14 protein-coding genes are annotated in these 17144 nt (G+C 43.0%); 3 read left to right on the top strand and 11 right to left on the bottom strand.

Annotation, left to right across the window (positions count from 1 at the left end):
• Nucleotides 1-56 precede the first annotated feature (56 nt).
• The 9 genes from hflC to HII16_RS11805 all read right to left on the bottom strand — a co-directional run bounded on the left by hflC (nucleotide 57) and on the right by HII16_RS11805 (nucleotide 10159).
• Nucleotides 57-941, bottom strand: a complete 885-nt coding sequence (gene hflC, locus HII16_RS11845; protein ID WP_169130386.1) for a protease modulator HflC — start codon at nucleotides 939-941, stop codon at nucleotides 57-59.
• 2 nt (nucleotides 942-943) lie between these two features.
• Entirely contained in the window at nucleotides 944-2104 is a 1161-nt protein-coding gene (hflK, locus tag HII16_RS11840) for an FtsH protease activity modulator HflK (RefSeq protein ID WP_169130384.1), read from the bottom strand.
• Nucleotides 2105-2195: 91 nt separating this feature from the next.
• A complete protein-coding gene (gene hflX / locus HII16_RS11835) occupies nucleotides 2196-3482 on the bottom strand; it encodes a ribosome rescue GTPase HflX (protein ID WP_135438919.1) in 1287 nt (428 codons plus the stop codon).
• A gap of 29 nt (nucleotides 3483-3511) precedes the next feature.
• The gene (hfq, locus tag HII16_RS11830; protein WP_135438918.1) at nucleotides 3512-3754 is read right to left on the bottom strand and encodes an RNA chaperone Hfq; all 243 of its coding nucleotides are present in this window, start codon (nucleotides 3752-3754) and stop codon (nucleotides 3512-3514) included.
• A gap of 181 nt (nucleotides 3755-3935) precedes the next feature.
• Complete coding sequence (miaA, locus tag HII16_RS11825; RefSeq protein ID WP_169130383.1) at nucleotides 3936-4883, bottom strand: tRNA (adenosine(37)-N6)-dimethylallyltransferase MiaA; 948 nt, start codon at nucleotides 4881-4883, stop codon at nucleotides 3936-3938.
• A gap of 15 nt (nucleotides 4884-4898) precedes the next feature.
• On the bottom strand, nucleotides 4899-6824 hold the full coding sequence (mutL, locus tag HII16_RS11820; RefSeq protein ID WP_169130382.1) for a DNA mismatch repair endonuclease MutL: 1926 nt from the start codon (nucleotides 6822-6824) through the stop codon (nucleotides 4899-4901).
• Nucleotides 6824-8131, bottom strand: a complete 1308-nt coding sequence (locus HII16_RS11815; RefSeq protein ID WP_169130381.1) for an N-acetylmuramoyl-L-alanine amidase — start codon at nucleotides 8129-8131, stop codon at nucleotides 6824-6826. The genes mutL and HII16_RS11815 overlap by 1 nt, the downstream gene beginning before the upstream one ends.
• Nucleotides 8132-8170: 39 nt before the next feature.
• Complete coding sequence (tsaE, locus tag HII16_RS11810; RefSeq protein ID WP_169130380.1) at nucleotides 8171-8644, bottom strand: tRNA (adenosine(37)-N6)-threonylcarbamoyltransferase complex ATPase subunit type 1 TsaE; 474 nt, start codon at nucleotides 8642-8644, stop codon at nucleotides 8171-8173.
• A gap of 24 nt (nucleotides 8645-8668) precedes the next feature.
• Nucleotides 8669-10159 carry an NAD(P)H-hydrate dehydratase gene (locus HII16_RS11805; protein WP_211183505.1) on the bottom strand — a complete coding sequence of 497 codons (1491 nt, stop codon included), beginning with the start codon at nucleotides 10157-10159 and terminating at the stop codon, nucleotides 8669-8671.
• Between the two features lie 21 nt (nucleotides 10160-10180).
• On the opposite strand from HII16_RS11805, the gene queG reads away from it, so the two are divergent.
• The 3 genes from queG (at nucleotide 10181) to HII16_RS11790 (ending at nucleotide 14626) form a co-directional block, all read left to right on the top strand.
• Nucleotides 10181-11320, top strand: coding sequence for a tRNA epoxyqueuosine(34) reductase QueG (queG, locus tag HII16_RS11800; RefSeq protein WP_169130378.1), 1140 nt, complete (start codon nucleotides 10181-10183; stop codon nucleotides 11318-11320).
• A 176-nt stretch (nucleotides 11321-11496) separates the two neighbouring features.
• Nucleotides 11497-13512: a DUF3857 domain-containing protein gene (locus HII16_RS11795; RefSeq protein WP_169130377.1), complete on the top strand. Its 2016-nt coding sequence runs from the start codon at nucleotides 11497-11499 to the stop codon at nucleotides 13510-13512.
• 1 nt (nucleotide 13513) lies between these two features.
• A complete protein-coding gene (locus HII16_RS11790) occupies nucleotides 13514-14626 on the top strand; it encodes a hypothetical protein (protein WP_169130376.1) in 1113 nt (370 codons plus the stop codon).
• Between the two features lie 75 nt (nucleotides 14627-14701).
• Here HII16_RS11790 and HII16_RS11785 read toward each other — a convergent pair whose 3' ends face one another.
• Both HII16_RS11785 and orn read right to left on the bottom strand, forming a co-directional pair.
• Nucleotides 14702-16360: a hypothetical protein gene (locus tag HII16_RS11785; protein WP_169130375.1), complete on the bottom strand. Its 1659-nt coding sequence runs from the start codon at nucleotides 16358-16360 to the stop codon at nucleotides 14702-14704.
• A 172-nt stretch (nucleotides 16361-16532) separates the two neighbouring features.
• Nucleotides 16533-17078, bottom strand: a complete 546-nt coding sequence (gene orn, locus HII16_RS11780) for an oligoribonuclease (protein ID WP_169130473.1) — start codon at nucleotides 17076-17078, stop codon at nucleotides 16533-16535.
• Nucleotides 17079-17144: the final 66 nt, after the last annotated feature.

Genomic DNA, 17144 nt, shown 5'->3' with positions numbered 1-17144 from the left:
TAGGCTAACGTAACGAGGCACAAATAAAAAGCCCACATTGAAGTGGGCTTTTGGGTTTATCTATTTGCTTTATTGTCTTTTAAGTAATGGAAGAAATCACTGTCTGGTTTAACGATCATGATATCTCCTTTATTACTGAAACTCTTTTCATACGCTTCAAGACTACGAACAAAGTTGTAAAATTCTGGGTCTTGATTAAATGAATCAGCGTAGACTTTAGCAGCCAATGCGTCGCCGGAACCACGTACTTCAAAAGACGTTTTATGGGCAGTCGCCAATAGAACGGCAATCTTCTTATTGATTTCAGCTTCAATTACCGCCGCTTTCTCACGACCTTTCGAGCGATGTTCTTTTGCTACCGCAATACGGTCAGCACGCATACGTTGATAAATAGACTCACTTACCTCATCCGGTAAGTTGATTCGTTTAACACGCACATCGATAACCTCGATACCAAGTTCAGCTTTACTCGACTCAGCACTTAGCATGGCTTCTTCCATCAGCGAGTCACGGTCACCGGATACGATCTGTTTAATGGTACGAGCACCAAACTCAGTACGTAGGCCGTTATTCACTTTTTGCTTTAATAGTGCTTCAGCATTGGCAAGATCACCACCACTGGTACGAACGTAAAACGTTGGGAAATCAACAATACGCCATTTCACGTAGCTGTCTACCAATACGTCTTTTTTCTCAGCAGTAACAAACCGGTCAGCACGGTCATCCAATGTTTGGATACGGGCATCAAGTTTATTGACACGTTCAATTAACGGAATCTTAAAGTGTAAGCCTGGCTCGTAAATTTTTACTTCACCACCACTATCACGTTTGATCTTTGAAAATTGAAAGACAATACCGCGTTCCATTTCATTAACGACGAATACCGATGATACGGTCAATAAACCGAGAATAACCAATACGATTAAAGAGAAATTTTTCATGATTAGTTTCCTCCTCGGTTAAAGCGATCGTTTCGCGATGAACTTGAATTAACGCTAGAGTTTTGACCTTGCGTTGGGTTGCGTTGAATTAACGGCGCAACTTCACGTTTAAAGGTTTGTGGTAAGTTTGATGATTGTTGCTGCATAATTTTATCTAGCGGCAAATACATCATGTTATTCCCACCTTCAACATCAACCATAACTTTCGAGGTGTTTGAATAGACTTTTTCCATAGTCGTAAGATACAAACGCTGACGTGTTACTTCAGGTGCCGCCTGATATTCTGGCAACAATTTATTAAACTTAGCAACATTACCCTGTGCTTCAAGAACAACCTGCTCGCTGTAACCTAGTGCTTGTTGCTCAATGCGTTTGGCTTCACCACGTGCTTTTGGCTCTTCTGATAAAGCATATGCTTCAGCTTCCAAAATGAAACGTTCTTCATCTTCTCGAGCCGCGATAGCATCATCAAATGCGTCTTTAACTTGCTCTGGCGGGCGAGAATTCTTGAAGTTAACGTCGGAAATCAAAATACCTAAATTATACGGTTCAATGATTTTCTCAAGCTCAGCCCATACCGATTGACGTACTTGTTCACGTCCAGATGTTAGTACTTCGTCCATGTTAGAATGACCGATTACATAACGGATGGCACTGTCAAACGCATGTTCCAGGCTGTTGTCAGCATTGGTAACATTAAATAGGTAATTACGCGCGTCAATAATACGATATTGCACTTGCATCTCTACGCTGACCAGATTTTCATCTTCGGTTAGCATAAAGCCTTTCGCTGCGATATTACGTGTTGTTTGCACATCAACTGGGATAACTTTTTGAATAAATGTCGGTTGCCAGTGAATACCTGGATCCACGAGAGTATTGTATTCACCAAATTGCAATACAACGCCCTTTTGAGCTTCTTTAATGGTATAAAAACCACTAAAAGCCCAAACAACCAATGCAATGATGACCACCAAACTGGCGCCAAAACCAGAAAAACTGCTGCCACCGCCCGGATTGCCAGGTTTTTTACCACCAAACATTCCACCAAATTTATTGCCTAGGTCTTTTAATAATTCATCTAGGTCTGGTGGCCCCTGATCGCGCCCACCTTTATTTTTCCAGGGATCATTATCATTTTTCCCCGGTTCATTCCACGCCATTATGGTCTCCGTAATTACCCAATTGTTATTCTCTAGTCAGACTTTCGCCTGCCTATAATCAAGTATAGTAAGTTTTAATCTTATCAGTAGCTTAGTGCTGGATAAAGGTTTCCAGTTCGGTTTTTCCAGCTTTCAACAATTTATTCCATTCCCGTAAAGGCAATGTTACATCTAATAAACAGTTACCTTGTTCGTCATACTGTTCGTCCTTGATGCAATTTAACTCATATAAGGTACCACGCCATTTACCCGCTGTAGGCGGTATTTTAAGGCGATATTCAACAATATCAGTTGCCAGTACTTCAGTTAATGCTTGGGACAGTAACTCAAGTCCCAAGTTAGCTTGTGCTGACAACCAAACACGAATCGGTTTACCTTGTTCGTCTCGGTCAATACGCGGCGCAACATCATCAAACTTGTCAATTTTGTTACAAATTAACAACTGTGGAATGTCATCGGCTTCTATATCTTGCAGCACTTGCTCAACCTGAGCAATATTGTCTGCGCGACGATCGTCAGCAATATCAATGACATGCAATTGTAGATGCGCTTCTCTCGTTTCCGTTAACGTCGCTTTAAAGGCAGCAACCAAATCATGCGGTAAGTGACGAATAAAGCCCACAGTGTCTGCGAGAATTATCCGCCCTACATCTTCTATATGGAGTCGACGCAAGGTTGGATCAAGGGTAGCGAACAATTGATCCGCTGCGTAAACATCTGCATTAGTGATGCGATTAAACAAGGTTGACTTACCGGCATTGGTATAACCGACCAGTGATACTGTTGGTATTTCTGCTCGTTCACGCGCTCGACGCCCTTGCTGGCGTTGCTTTTCAACCTTTTCTAAACGACCACGTATGGTTTGCATACGTTCGCGCAGTAAACGTCGATCCGTTTCCAGCTGTGTTTCACCAGGACCGCGTAAACCAATACCACCTTTTTGCCGCTCAAGGTGAGTCCAACCTCGAATCAAGCGCGAGCTGATATGTCGCAATTGCGCTAATTCAACTTGCAACTTACCTTCATGAGTACGCGCTCGTTGCGCAAATATATCAAGAATCAACGTGGTTCTGTCAATGACTCGACATTCACATAAAGCTTCAATATTTTTTTCTTGCGAAGGTGACAAAGCATGATTGAACAATATCACATCGGCATTATACATTTGTACAGCGTCACGGATCTCTTCAGCTTTGCCTGAACCGACAAAAAATTTAGGATGAGGTTTATCGCGTTTACCGCTGACAACGGTTAAAGAGTTGACGCCCGCTGAGGACACCAACATTTCAAATTCTGATAAATCTTCGCGAGCGTTTTCTTGGGGAAAGTCTATGTGAACAAGTACTGCTTGCTCACCTGCTTGATGTCTATCAAACAAATGAGCAACTCCAATTCATTTTCATTTAATTATTCCGCGGGCTGAGTTCCATCAACCGGTGCTGTATTGACTGCACGCGATGGCACAACCGTTGAGATTGCATGCTTATAGACCATCTGGCTTACAGTATTTTTTAATAAAATAACAAACTGATCGAAAGACTCTACTTGACCTTGTAATTTAATACCGTTTACAAGATAAATAGCTACTGGAATTCGATCACGTCGTAATGCATTTAAAAACGGGTCTTGTAATGATTGCCCTTTCGCCATTAGTTTGGCTCCTTATTGTTATTGTTAATCCAATTAACTTACACTTAAATATTCAACGAAATCATCAAACTAGATGACTCTCCATGGTTCACGGGTAAGTCATAAATACACCGAGCCATTTAAGTATACACGAAGATTTTAACTTTGCTAATCAATAAGCTAAGTCGTAAAAGTTTTTTAACTAAGCCTTAAAACCTATGATATCCATGACTTTTTTAAGGTTGTCAGGATCATTAGTTGTCAGCCAGTTCAGGTTTTGCCAACTGCGCAGCCATGTTAACTGTCGCTTGGCTAATTGTCGTGTTGCGCACACACCGCGAAACACCATTTCATCATAGTCGCATTCACCATTTAGGTGCTGCCACATTTGTCGATAACCAACACATCGTATCGACGGTAAATCTTGGTGCAAATCAGCACGAGTCATCAATTGCTTCACTTCCTGCTCAAAACCTTGTTCAAGCATTATTTGATAACGTAATTCAATGCGCTCATGCAACTCGCTACGTTGGTCCGTAGAAATCGCAAACTGATAAATATCACCTTCGAGAGTGTCACCCTTTATTGCGGTTAACTCGGTCAGCGATTTACCACTAATGCGATATACTTCTAACGCACGTGTTAGTCGTTGTGGATCATTTGGATGGATACGTTCAGCCGATACCGAATCAACATCCGCCAATAACTGATGTACATGTTGCCAACCGTGCTGCTGTGCTAACGCTTCAATATCAGCTCGTATTGCAGGGTCAGCTTTTGGCAATGGTGAAATGCCCTCTAACAGACTCTTAAAATACATCATGGTTCCGCCGACTAATATCGGAATACGACCATTACTTTGAATTTCAGCGATTTCACGCTTCGCATCGCGACAAAAGTCGGCTGCAGAATAACTCTGTGCAGGGTCGATGATATCGACCAATCGATGCGGATAACGTTGCAATTCGTCAGGGGTTGGCTTGGCACTGCCAATATCCATGCCTTTATAAATTAACGCAGAATCAACACTGATAATATCGCATGGCAATACATCACTGAGCTTGAAAGCCAGATCGGTCTTGCCTGAGGCGGTTGGCCCCATAATACAAATAATCGGCGGTTTATCGCTTGCCGGTATACGTTGGCTCATGAACTTGCTCTGCAATTAAGACAATAACGACTGAATGTCTGATGTAAGGTCTACTGCCTTTGAATTCAAGCGCATGTAGGTAAAAAGATCAAAGTTTTGTATTTGATTAACATCGACTAACAATTGTGCCGCCTTGCCAAGGTCGAAGTTTTGGCTGCATTTTAACTGAGCAATTGCCGTCATCCAATCGTTATCCGCAAGCTCTTGCTTGGTCATCAAAATCGTCAGTAACTCGATAAAACTGTCGCTAATGTCTTGCTCACGCAGTTGTGCGGGGTATTGGCGAATGACGACTTTGCTGCCATTGACACTGAGATGCACGCCAATAAATTCAAAGCTGGCAATGTTGCTAGCAATAAATTTAACTTGGCTTGACTGCAACTTAACAGCAACCGGCAATAACAATGGTTGCGATACCAAGCCTTGTGGATAACGGCTGGTTAAGCGGTAATGAAGCACCTGCTGACGCAGTGCTTTGAAATTACAACAATACAGACTTTGCTGCCATTCTAGTAATAACACGTGGTCGGCTAATACGCTGAACAACTTAATATCGCTATCCGCGGTAATGGCAACCTGTGGTTGGCTAGTCGCTGGCGGCATAGCCGGTGATGGACTCGTTGCCGGCGTAGCATTTGAGTCATCAGAGTGGTCAAAATCACTTTCTGCAATAGCGACTCGCTCAGCAGGCGACATCAATTTTTGATAGTTGCTTACTGCTTGGTCGCTGATCTTGTCGCGATAGTTTCGCCCAGCACTTGCTGTCGCTGAGCGAGCTGACGACGGCGTTGTCGATGGCGATTGATAAGATGTGGCTTGATAAGGTGTGGCATTAGTGTCATTACGCAATGGTTGCACATAATCACGATTGCCATGGGGATCGCTTGTTGCTCCCGCATCAACGCTAAGTAACTCACCGGTTTCGGTATCAAGAGCTAGTGATGCGTCATCTTGTAATGTTTGCTCAACGGCTGCGGCAATAAAATCATGCACCAAACGCGCCTGATGAAAGCGAACTTCGTGTTTCGCCGGATGGACATTGACGTCAACATCACCGTGATTCAATTCAAAATACAGTACAAATGCCGGATAAACATCACTGCTTAAACGATGACCATATGCTTGACGGATGGCGTGATTTATCAATTTATCGCGCATCATACGGCCATTAACATAGCTGTAGCTCAAATCATTTTGATTACGTGCATAACGTGGCGAGCCTACCCACCCCCATAAACGCATACCCGAATGTTGGTATTGCAAAGGCAAAGCGTTATCAATAAACCCCTGAGAACATACCGCAGCAATACGTTTTTCAATTTGTTTATCGGTTTGAGCAGAACGATAAGAGCGTATGGTTTTACCATTGTGATTAAGAATCAAAGTTAATTGCAGCTGCGATAAACCGATGCGTTTAATCACTTCGTCAACATGAGAAAATTCGGTTTTCTCGGTACGCAAAAACTTTCGTCTTGCCGGTGTATTGAAAAACAAATCTTCGACATCAATGGTGGTACCATCAGGGTGCGCAGCAGGCTTAATATCGACCTGCATATCACGCCCTACGGCGATCGCTTGCCATGCCGCTTGCTGCGCTGCCGGCTTTGAGGTTAATGTAAGGCGTGAGACGGAGCTTATACTGGCTAACGCTTCGCCGCGAAAACCTAGGCTATCAATGGCTTCAAGATCATCCAATGATTTGATTTTACTGGTGGCATGACGAGACAAGGCTAAGGTCAGTTCATCTTTTTCGATACCATGACCATTGTCAGTTATACGTATACGCTTGCTGCCACCTTTTTCAATATCGATAACAATTTTCGTCGCTCCGGCATCAATTGCGTTTTCAACCAATTCTTTTACAACAGATGCCGGACGCTCGACAACCTCGCCGGCGGCAATTTGGTTCGCCAGGCGTGCAGGAAGGATACTAATTGTCATTAATTTACTCGAGGTATAGTCAGAGTCTGGCCTATACGCACCACGTCAGATTTCAGGTTGTTGGCTAATTTCAATTGTTTCACCGACACGTTATAGCGTTGTGCAACGACCGATAACGATTCACCACGACTGATTTTGTGCTTTTGCGGCTGTATGCTTGCCAACAATGAGTCTTGTGGTGGATAGCGAGTAAAATACTGCTTAATGCCTTTAAACATCGCTTTGGCTAGCTTTTCCTGATGATTCTTCGACATCAGATTTTTGAAATCATACGGATTAGAAATAAAGCCCGTTTCCACCAGCATCGACGGAATGTCTGATGACTTAAGCACCGCTAGGCTGGCGTTTTGCGGCTTAGTTTTATGCATGCGGGTAATTTTCTTTAATTCGGCAATGACATTACGAGCGATGCGATCACTGATTTCCAGTGATTTATCTTTGGTGAGATCCGCTAAAAATACCGCAAGATTATCGTCATTGGTTGCCTTGATCAGCTGACCACCTCCGCCAAGTAGCTCAGAGTTTTTCTCACGATGCTTTAGCCATCTCGATAATTCCGATTCAGCACGACTATCATTTACGATCCAAACCGACGCCCCGCGAGGCTTTGAACTGTGGAATGCGTCGGCATGTATTGACACCAAAAAGTCGACTTGCTGCTTGCGCGCCAGCTCGGTGCGCTTATTAAGATTAACGAAATAGTCACCGGTACGTATCATCACCGCTTTCATGCCTTTTTCGCCATTGATGATGCGCTGCAGTCGTTTCGCTACCGCCAGAGTAATTTTCTTTTCGTAGGTGCCATTTTTTGCAATCGAACCTGGGTCTTCACCACCATGACCGGCATCAATACCAATAATGACATCACGATTTTTCTGTTTAGGCTTACTTTTAACGACTTTAGTGGATTGTTTATCGTGCAAATCGACAACCAGACGATTGCCATACGGACCGGTCGGCGCCAACACAAACACTTTCTCTTTGAAGCTTTTGCTTAAATCAAGCACGATCCTAGCGGACTTACTGTTTTTGCCCTTACTGGTGCGAACTTTATTAATACGGTTGTCATTTTTTGCTAAGTTAGCAAGTGCGGCTATGTTGTCGGTATTCTTAAAATCAATGACCAAACGATTAGGATTGCTCAGAAAAAAGTAGGAATAATCGGGTTGTTCACTTAAATCAAACACAACTCGAGTGTTATCTGGCGATGGCCAAATACGCACACTCTCTATCATGTTTTGTGAAAACGCAGTAAAGCTGCATAAGGAAAACAACAACAGCAGTATTGTTCCAATACGTGTTTTCATTCTCAGCGACCTTAATTCTTATAGTTATCTTATTGTTTATTAGGTCAATTGTTTAAGGATTAGTTCACCAACAGAGGTGTTGGCAGTGACGTTAATCAACCTTTCATGACCATTATATGATAAGTCTATAATAAGATCCTCTGGTGGTAAAAGGCCAGCCCCTTTTTCAGACCATTCAACAAAACAGCAAGACTTTTGTAAAAAATAATCTCGAATCCCCATATATTCAAGCTCTTCCGGATCAGCCAAGCGGTATAAATCAAAATGATAAATATGCCATGGCGGCAGCTCATAAGGCTCAACCAGGGTGTAGGTTGGGCTTTTGACATTGCCATTGTGACCCATTGCTTGCACAAAGCCACGGGTTAAAGTGGTTTTGCCTGCACCTAAGTCACCATGTAAAAACACCACCAGACTTTGCAAATCGAGTGTTTGCAATGCCGCTGCTAATGTTGCACCGAACGCTACAGTTTGTTGTTCGTCGCGTAACGTTTTACTCAGAGAAAGAGCCATTTATTGATAAACCTTGACCAAATCTTAGTGTTGATTAACCAGCTGTCGGATATACACAAATAAGTCTGAAGGCAACATGCCTTTGCGACCGTCTAACGCCGCAATATCAGCAGCACGACCATGAATATAGACAGCGGTGAGAACCGCTTTAAATAAAGACTGCGATTGTAAACCTAACGCGGCGATGATTCCAGCTAATACGTCGCCCATACCGGCAACAGCCATCCCCGGATTACCAGACATATTGATAAATACCTGCTGGCCATCGCTAATTAACGTGCCTGCACCTTTTAACACACAAATGGCTTGATACTTATCAGCAATCGCTTTGACCGCTGCAAATCGGTCTTGTTGCACTTTGGCAACGCTACACCCCAACAAGGTAGCAGCTTCTTTGGGGTGCGGTGTTAATACCCAATTTTTCCGAGTCATCGGTTGATGTGCTAGTAAGGTCAAGGCGTCAGCATCAACCACTAGAACTTTATCCATGGCCAATAACGGTAAACGCGCTTTGGCAAACTGATCCAAACCAAGTCCGGGGCCAAGGCAGATACTATCAACTTTGTTGAGTAAACGCTGATTATGACAATCACTCGCAGTCGCATCCGCCATAACGAACTCTGGGCGCTGACTGCTCACCACGTTCTGCATTGTCGAATGGCAATCAACCGCTACTAAACCTGCGCCACTGCGCAATGCTGCTTCTGCCGCTAGTCTCACCGCACCTGAAAATCCTTGGTTGCCGCCGGCAACCAATACCGTACCAGAGCTTCCCTTGTGCGCTGACCAAGCGCGAGATTCTAGTTCGGGTACATACGGTGGAGCCAATAACTGCACATCGGCAGTAACCATGGCATTAAAGGCTTTAGCTAAACCTAAATCGGCTAGATATATATCACCACAAAATTCGATGCCGCGGCCAGTTAGTAAACCTTGTTTAACAGCAATAAAGGTCACAGTGGCATCGGCTTGTACACAGTCACCTTGCGGTTGGCCGGTTTCACCATTGAGTCCTGAAGGCAAGTCTAAACTAAGCACGGGCTGCGCCAACTTATTAATCAGACCGATTAAGTCTCGATAATTTTGCCGCACTTGGCCTTTGATACCAGTACCTAGCAGCGCATCTATGACAACATCAACGCGTTGAAAATCAACATCATTTATCTTGCAAATACTGCCGCCAGCCTTTAAAAACTGCTGACAAGCTAGCGCCGCGTCGTCATGGTAATTTTCGATAGCTTGTAGACTATGCAAATACACCCGCAGACCTTGTTTTAATGCCGCCGTTGCAAGAACAAAACCATCACCAGCATTATTGCCACTGCCACACACCACCAAAATGGTATTCGCTTTTGGCCATAATTGTTGCAACAAATGGAAACCAGCCCCCCCTGCTGTTTGCATTAACGACCACATACTAACGCCTTGCTCTCGAGCAACGATGGCCTCTTGTTGTCTAATGGTTTCTGCCCGATAGGCATATTGTGGTATGCTTGAGGCTAACTTTACTGGCAACATAACATCCTAAATCTTTCCATGACTGATTCGATATCTATTAACTATCAAGAACTTGCTGAAAAAATCAAGGTTTGGGGCAAAGAACTTGGCTTTTCCCAAATAGGCATAAGCGATATCGACCTAAGTAGCCATCAACAAGCCCTAGAAAACTGGCTAGACAAAGGCTATCAAGGTGGTATGGATTACATGCAACGCCATCAAGAGTTGCGTGCTAACCCCGAGCAACTATTGCCTGGCACCATTCGGGTGATTTCAGCACGCATGGATTATCTGATTGAAGATGCTAAATTTGCCAGCACCCTAAATGATGCCAATAAAGCCTACATTTCACGTTACGCGTTAGGCCGTGACTATCACAAGCTAATGCGTAACCGTCTAAAGAAACTCGGCGAGAAAATTGAAGCGTATTGCCAGCAACTCAACTTTCGACCATTTGTCGACTCAGCGCCGGTGCTCGAGCGACCGTTAGCCGAAAAAGCCGGTCTTGGTTGGGTTGGCAAACATTCATTGCTGATCAATAAAGAGGCTGGTTCTTGGTTTTTTCTGGGTGAATTATTGGTTGATATTCCATTACCGCAAGACAACAAAAGTGACAACCAATGCGGCAGTTGTGTCGCCTGTATAAAAATTTGCCCTACGCAAGCCATCGTTGAACCTTACGTGGTAGACGCTAGACGTTGTATTTCTTATCTCACCATTGAGTTGCGTGACGCCATCCCTATTGAATTTAGACCATTACTTGGTAATCGAATCTATGGCTGTGACGATTGCCAATTAGTCTGTCCATGGAACAAGTTTGGCCAACTTTCCAGTGTCGATGACTTCAAGCCTCGTAACAACTTTGATTCGGTAGAATTATTAGCACTGTTTGCTTGGAATGAGCAGCAATTCCTCGACAATACTCAGGGCTCGCCAATTCGACGTATTGGCTTTGAGTGTTGGCAGCGCAATATTGCTGTTGCCTTAGGTAATGCCCCACACAGTGCACACATCGTCACCGCGCTGCAGCAAAGCGACAACAACAGTGCCATGGTGCAAGAGCACATCGATTGGGCATTGAGCCAACAAAGCGAAAAACAGCAACGACAACAAGGTGAATCGCGGTTAACAGCCCGCCTGATTCGAACCATAGAGAAAGGTTTACCAAGAGACGCCTAGCACTAGGCGATTGCCCTAGCCAGATACGGCTTTATCCTACAAAAACAAGCGTATTATCAATAGCCTTTTTTGTAATTTTACGCTTACTTTTTAACCCTAATTGTGCTCAAATAAGACCTCGACCCCAAAGGTCACTGTACAGAAAAATAATTAAAAACAGACAGATTAGGATTATCATGAGCCTTACCCGAAAAACTCTGGCGCCCATGTTGTGCGCCATTATCTGCTTGCTTGCGAGCAGTAATCAGGTGTTTGCCAAGGATGCGCCAATTAAACAATCAACCCCAGCCTGGGTTGATCAATTTAGCCTCGACAGTGAGGTTGAGAACAGCCCGTTTGAACAGCTCACCTATCTATTGCTTGACCGCCAAGTAAATAACACGCTTGAGCAAAAACAAAAATATTATCGCTACAGTTATCGCCTCAACAATACCTCTGGCGTCGCTGAAAACGCCGATATTCGCATCAGTTTTGCCCCGGATTATGAAACCCTGCTTATCCATCAAATCAATATTATCCGTAACGGTAAAGTGATCGATAAACTGGATATGAGTAAAATTCGCGTTGTTAATGACGAGACAGAGCAAGACAGCCAAATCCTAAACGGCCAAGTTGCGGCATTGTTGGTATTAGAAGATGCGCGAGTTGGTGATATCATCGATTACAGCTTTACCATTGAAGGTAGCAACCCAGTATTTAAAAATAACTTCTCTTATATCAGTGGCTTAGGCTGGTCTATTGCAATTAACCAGGTGCGCTATCGCTTTATTCTCGACAAAGACATGCCGATATACAGCAAAGTATCTGATAGCTCTGTTGAAATTAAAACCATTCCCCATCCAACATACAAAGTTTTGGCTGTAGATTTGGCCAATACCAAAAAACGACATATGGATGACAATGCGCCAAGCTGGCACAATCCATACCCGTATCTGCAACTAAGCAGTTATCAGTCATGGAATCAAGTAGCGCTATGGGCCGATGAATTGTTTAGCGTTAAGCCTGACAGCAATAGCGAACTAGCAACCTACATCAACGAACTTAAGCAATTGCCAAGCGAGCAGGCAATAGATTCTGCAATCACATTTGTGCAAGATGAAGTCCGTTATTTCGGTATTGAAATTGCCGAGAATTCACATTTACCGCATGCCCCTAATGAAGTATTTAATAATCGTTATGGCGATTGTAAAGATAAAACTTTGTTGCTAACCACTATCTTTAGAGAGCTTGGTATCGAGGCATCACCGGCACTTGTGTCTACCGATATGCAACACAATGTGCGCGATTATCTACCAACTCATTCACTATTTAACCATGTCATTGTGAAAGCCGAAGTTGATGGCAAACAATATTGGATCGACCCGACCATAAACTATCAAGGCGGCAGTTACCAAAGTTTGCACCAGCCTGATTATGGCATCGCGCTAATTGTTGATGCGCAAACAAGTCAACTTAGTGACGCTAAGCCAACCATGAACAACCTGTCTGAAGTGACCATTGAAGAGAAAAAAATTGCGGTTGATTATTTTTCTCCGATTAGCTGGCAAATTACAACGACGTTTAACAATCGTGAAGCAGAATATTTGCGTTATCGTTTAGCTTCCAGCGGCGTTGACGAACTTGAGCGTCAATACCTAAACTACTATGCCAAAAAACATCCTCTGATTGTCTCTGCCAAGCCAATGCAGATTAATGATGATCGTGACAATAACCGCATAACCTTAACCGAACAATATCTTGTGCCGGAATACTGGCAATACAGTGAACAAGATGCAGAGTTTTCGTTAGTCGCTGATTATCTGGCCTCGTATGTGAACCCACCAACCACAGTAAAACGACAAGACCCTTTCTGGTTGCACTGGCCACTTAATGTCGATCATAAAGTCAGTATGCAATTCCCTGAGTTTATTCAGTTTGGTGATATGGAAAACGTGGCAGTCAACAATGACTATTTCAGTTTTAGCGCGGTATTAACACAAGACAGTCGTACCCTGACTTACCACACCAAGTATCGTAACCATAAAAATCATATTGAAGCTCAAGATGCCGGTACGTTTGTCCGTGATATTAACGAAGTTGACGATTATCTCGGTTACTACCGCAGCATTTTACAAGTCATGCAAGACCCAGGTATCAACGAAATGCAAACCTTGATGGAAATGCTCAACGAAAAATCGATGGGAAGCGAATAAGATGAATAACACCTTAAAAATTATTGCCGTATTGTCATTGCTGGCGATTACCGGTTGTAAATCAACTGAGACGGTAACAACACCCGTTCAACAAGTGAACTACCAAAATGTATTTCAATTTAATATGCATGTTGAAGCCTTGTTACAACAACAAGATGTAGCCGCATTAAAAGCCCTATACTCAAGCAATAAAGCATTAAAGCTGCGCCAACCAAGTCGTATTGAAAAAACCTTTGGCGCGAATTGGCAACAAGCGTATGCCAACAGCATTTTTAATCTATTTATGGAATCACAAGTATTCTGGTCTTATCAATCGACCCGCCAACTGGATAAAAACACGGTACGCACCCTGTTTCGCGGTGATAGCGATGACGGCTTTCACTTTGTCGAGTTAGAGATAGATAAAAACAGCTTTAAAATCATTGATGCCCACGATTTATCGACCATGTACAGTACCACTGTGTTCTTAAATCGCGTGTCCGATATTGAGTTTTGCCAAACCGATGCGAAACCCGTATGTCAGGCTGAAGACGCCTTCAAGGGCCTGTTGATGTCAGCCAGCAATAAAGACGGCGTTAATGTACTTAAACATTACGACAGTTTATCTGCTGAGCAAATGGCGCTGCCGTTTATTCAGGATTTAAATATTCGCCTTATCAGTTTGCATAGCAATTGGCTGCCAAAAACATTCGTTACTCGCGTCATCAACGACTTTACTCGCATGGATACGTTGCCTTACAGCTTTGAAGGCTTGTTGATTGAGCAGGGTAAGCTTGAACTTGCTCTTAAAGCACTTGACTCAGCACCACTGCAAATTCGCGACAATTCAGTCATGCTGTTGGAAAAGGCGGCAATTTACGGTGAGTTAAACAACCACAAGACATCGATTAAACTGTCTCACCAAGCCATCTTTAATGAGCCAAACTTGGTGGAAAGTTATGTCGTATTGCTGGTCTCAGCAATAGCAGATAAAGACTTTAAACTGGCCATGGCGACCATCAACGTATTAGAGAAACGTTTTGCCATTGAACTTGATGAGCAAGCGCTCAGTGAAATGATCAGTACCGACGAATTTGTGGCGAGTGAAGTCTACCAACAGAGTCGCAAAAGCTAAACACTCAGCAACATTGTTTTTACCATAAAAAAACGCCCTTATGGGCGTTTTTTTATGTGGCTAGCTTCGGTTTCGTTAGGCTTCAGCGACATACTCACTAACTTCTTTTATCGCTGAGTTCATTTCAATTAACAGCGGAATTGCCTGATGCATTTTTTGTCGCTGACAGACACTCTGCATTTGCTCACAGACTTTAATTAAGCGCGGCGCCGAAAGGATGTTAGCTATTTTAAGAATGGCATTATTAACTTGACTAACCTGAGGTAAATTCTCATGAGCCAGCGCTTCTTTTAATTTAGCGAAGTTCTTATTGTTGCGCTCAATGTAGTCATCCAACATATAAACCGCCATTTCAGCACTGCCATGATACTGATTAAATTTATCCAGATTCATCACCAAATTATTAACCTTATAAAAGCTTGGTGAACTTTCCTCAGATTCAAAATCTATCTCTTTAACACCGGCGTTTTCTGTTGCTTCCTTTGGCTTAGCAACGCCATCAAGAATATGCTCAAGTTGTTGCTTTTCTTTGACCTTCACATTCAACAAGGCTTGTTCCGCCGCCTTTTCTTTCTCATGCTCAGAGTCCATATATTTGGCACCGGCTTTATAACTGCGCGTCACCAACATAAACAAACGCCAAGCGATAAACGAGCTAAAGCTTAATAACACCAAAATAAACAAAAAAGCTACCGGCATCATGGTGGATTCTTTTACTCTGACACTGAATACAGGCAGGTTAAGTTCAAATTCCGGTAAGTCATAAAAATTTGGTTTTTCAATTAAGTCGACGGTTTCCGCTAAGAAACTTTGGTAATCACGTAATTGCTCAATCACTTTTGCGGTGGTGATGTTTTCGTCACGCCATTTGGCAAACAATTGCCCAGAGCCCATTAACTGATTGGTAATAGCGGCGATATCATCTTGTACCTGCTCGAGATCGGGATCGGCTTTACGTGAATGCAGCTCTTTATTGATATTACGGGTAAGGTTGGCAATTTGAGTCGAGACTTGATTGAATTTATGCGCGGTCACCATACTCGACAAGGCTGTGATCTGATTTTCTACCTTGAGTAATTCTTGATAAATGTGCTGATAAAATTGCGCTTTATTCATCACCGCCAACATTTCATTCAATGATTGGGTTTGTACTCGACTCTGTTTGTTCACAAATGCAAACGACTGACTATTCAGTTCATTTAACTTAGCGTTACGTAACAAATCTACCGAGTGGACAATTTCCTTTAAGGTAGCAACGTTGGCATTGTATTGATTATTGCGCGATTGGCGGATTAAGATCAGATCATCAACCAAGTTAACAAATCGTTTGTAACCGTTGGCAAAAGATTGCGCGGTGGCCGCTATTTCTTCGGCATTATTATCACGCAGATTATCATTGACCATATCCACATGATGCTTACTCAACTCAACAATTTCTTCCCAAGCCACTTTTAAATCTTCTAGGGGTTGTTCCAATTGCTGATGACGTATTGCTAACTGCTGCGCCACCAGCTGGTTTTCCAGTTCGGCTACGCTTTTCATTAACTGAGCGTTATTTTTAATAAATGGGATTTGTTGTTGCTTAAGAAACTGCGCTTTATTGGCTTGTTGGTTGTATAGCCACAAAGAGGTACCAACCAGCAAGGCCATGGTTGCCAGCAACAGGCCGAGGTATATCACGGCTTTAGATACGATGATACCGGGGGTTTTTAAATGCGATGTGGTGTCGGTCATTGCCACAAATCCTTTATTTTTATTTTTATAGGTGACGAATTTTGCCAAGAGCTAACCTCATAATAGCAACTCTTGGTCAAAAATAAATCACAATCCATTGTTATCTATATTTGGTATTATCGATCTGTTTGCGTGTTTGTGCAATTTATTGCAACAGCACAACGCTAACCGATCAAATTTTAAAGACCCATTTACGGTAAGTTTGTAATTCGGCTATCGATTCACGAATATCATCAAGCGCCAAATGGGTGCCTTGTTTACTCACTTTATCGAGTAATTCTGGTTGCCAGCGACGCACCAATTCTTTGATGGTACTGACGTCTACATTGCGGTAATGAAACCACTGTTCAAAATCTTTCATATAGGCATTAATAAAGCGGCGATCCTGCCCTATAGAATTACCACACATTGGCGATACGCCTTTATCAACATACTGCTCTATAAATGCGATGGTTTGTCGTTCCGCTTCTGCCAAACTCGTTGTTGATTGGCGACAACGTTCGGTCAAACCGCTTGCACCATGTTGTTTAATACACCATTCATTCATATTAGTGAGCACATGGTCAGACTGATGAATGGCAAATACCGGACCTTCGGCAAGGATATTTAAGTCGGCATCGGTAATAATTGTGGCAATTTCAAGAATAACATCCTGTTCAGGATTAAGTCCGGTCATCTCCAAATCTAACCATACTAGATTGTTTACATCTACTGCCATTTCTTTGCCTACCGATTGATAATTTTCATTCTTGTGCTGCTGCGAGTATAATACGGCATATTCATA

This window comes from Thalassotalea sp. Y01 (assembly GCF_012932945.1).
Lineage (GTDB): Bacteria > Pseudomonadota > Gammaproteobacteria > Enterobacterales > Alteromonadaceae > Thalassotalea_A.
Note: the sequence above shows the minus strand (reverse complement) of the source record. Positions and strands in the feature narration are given on the sequence as shown.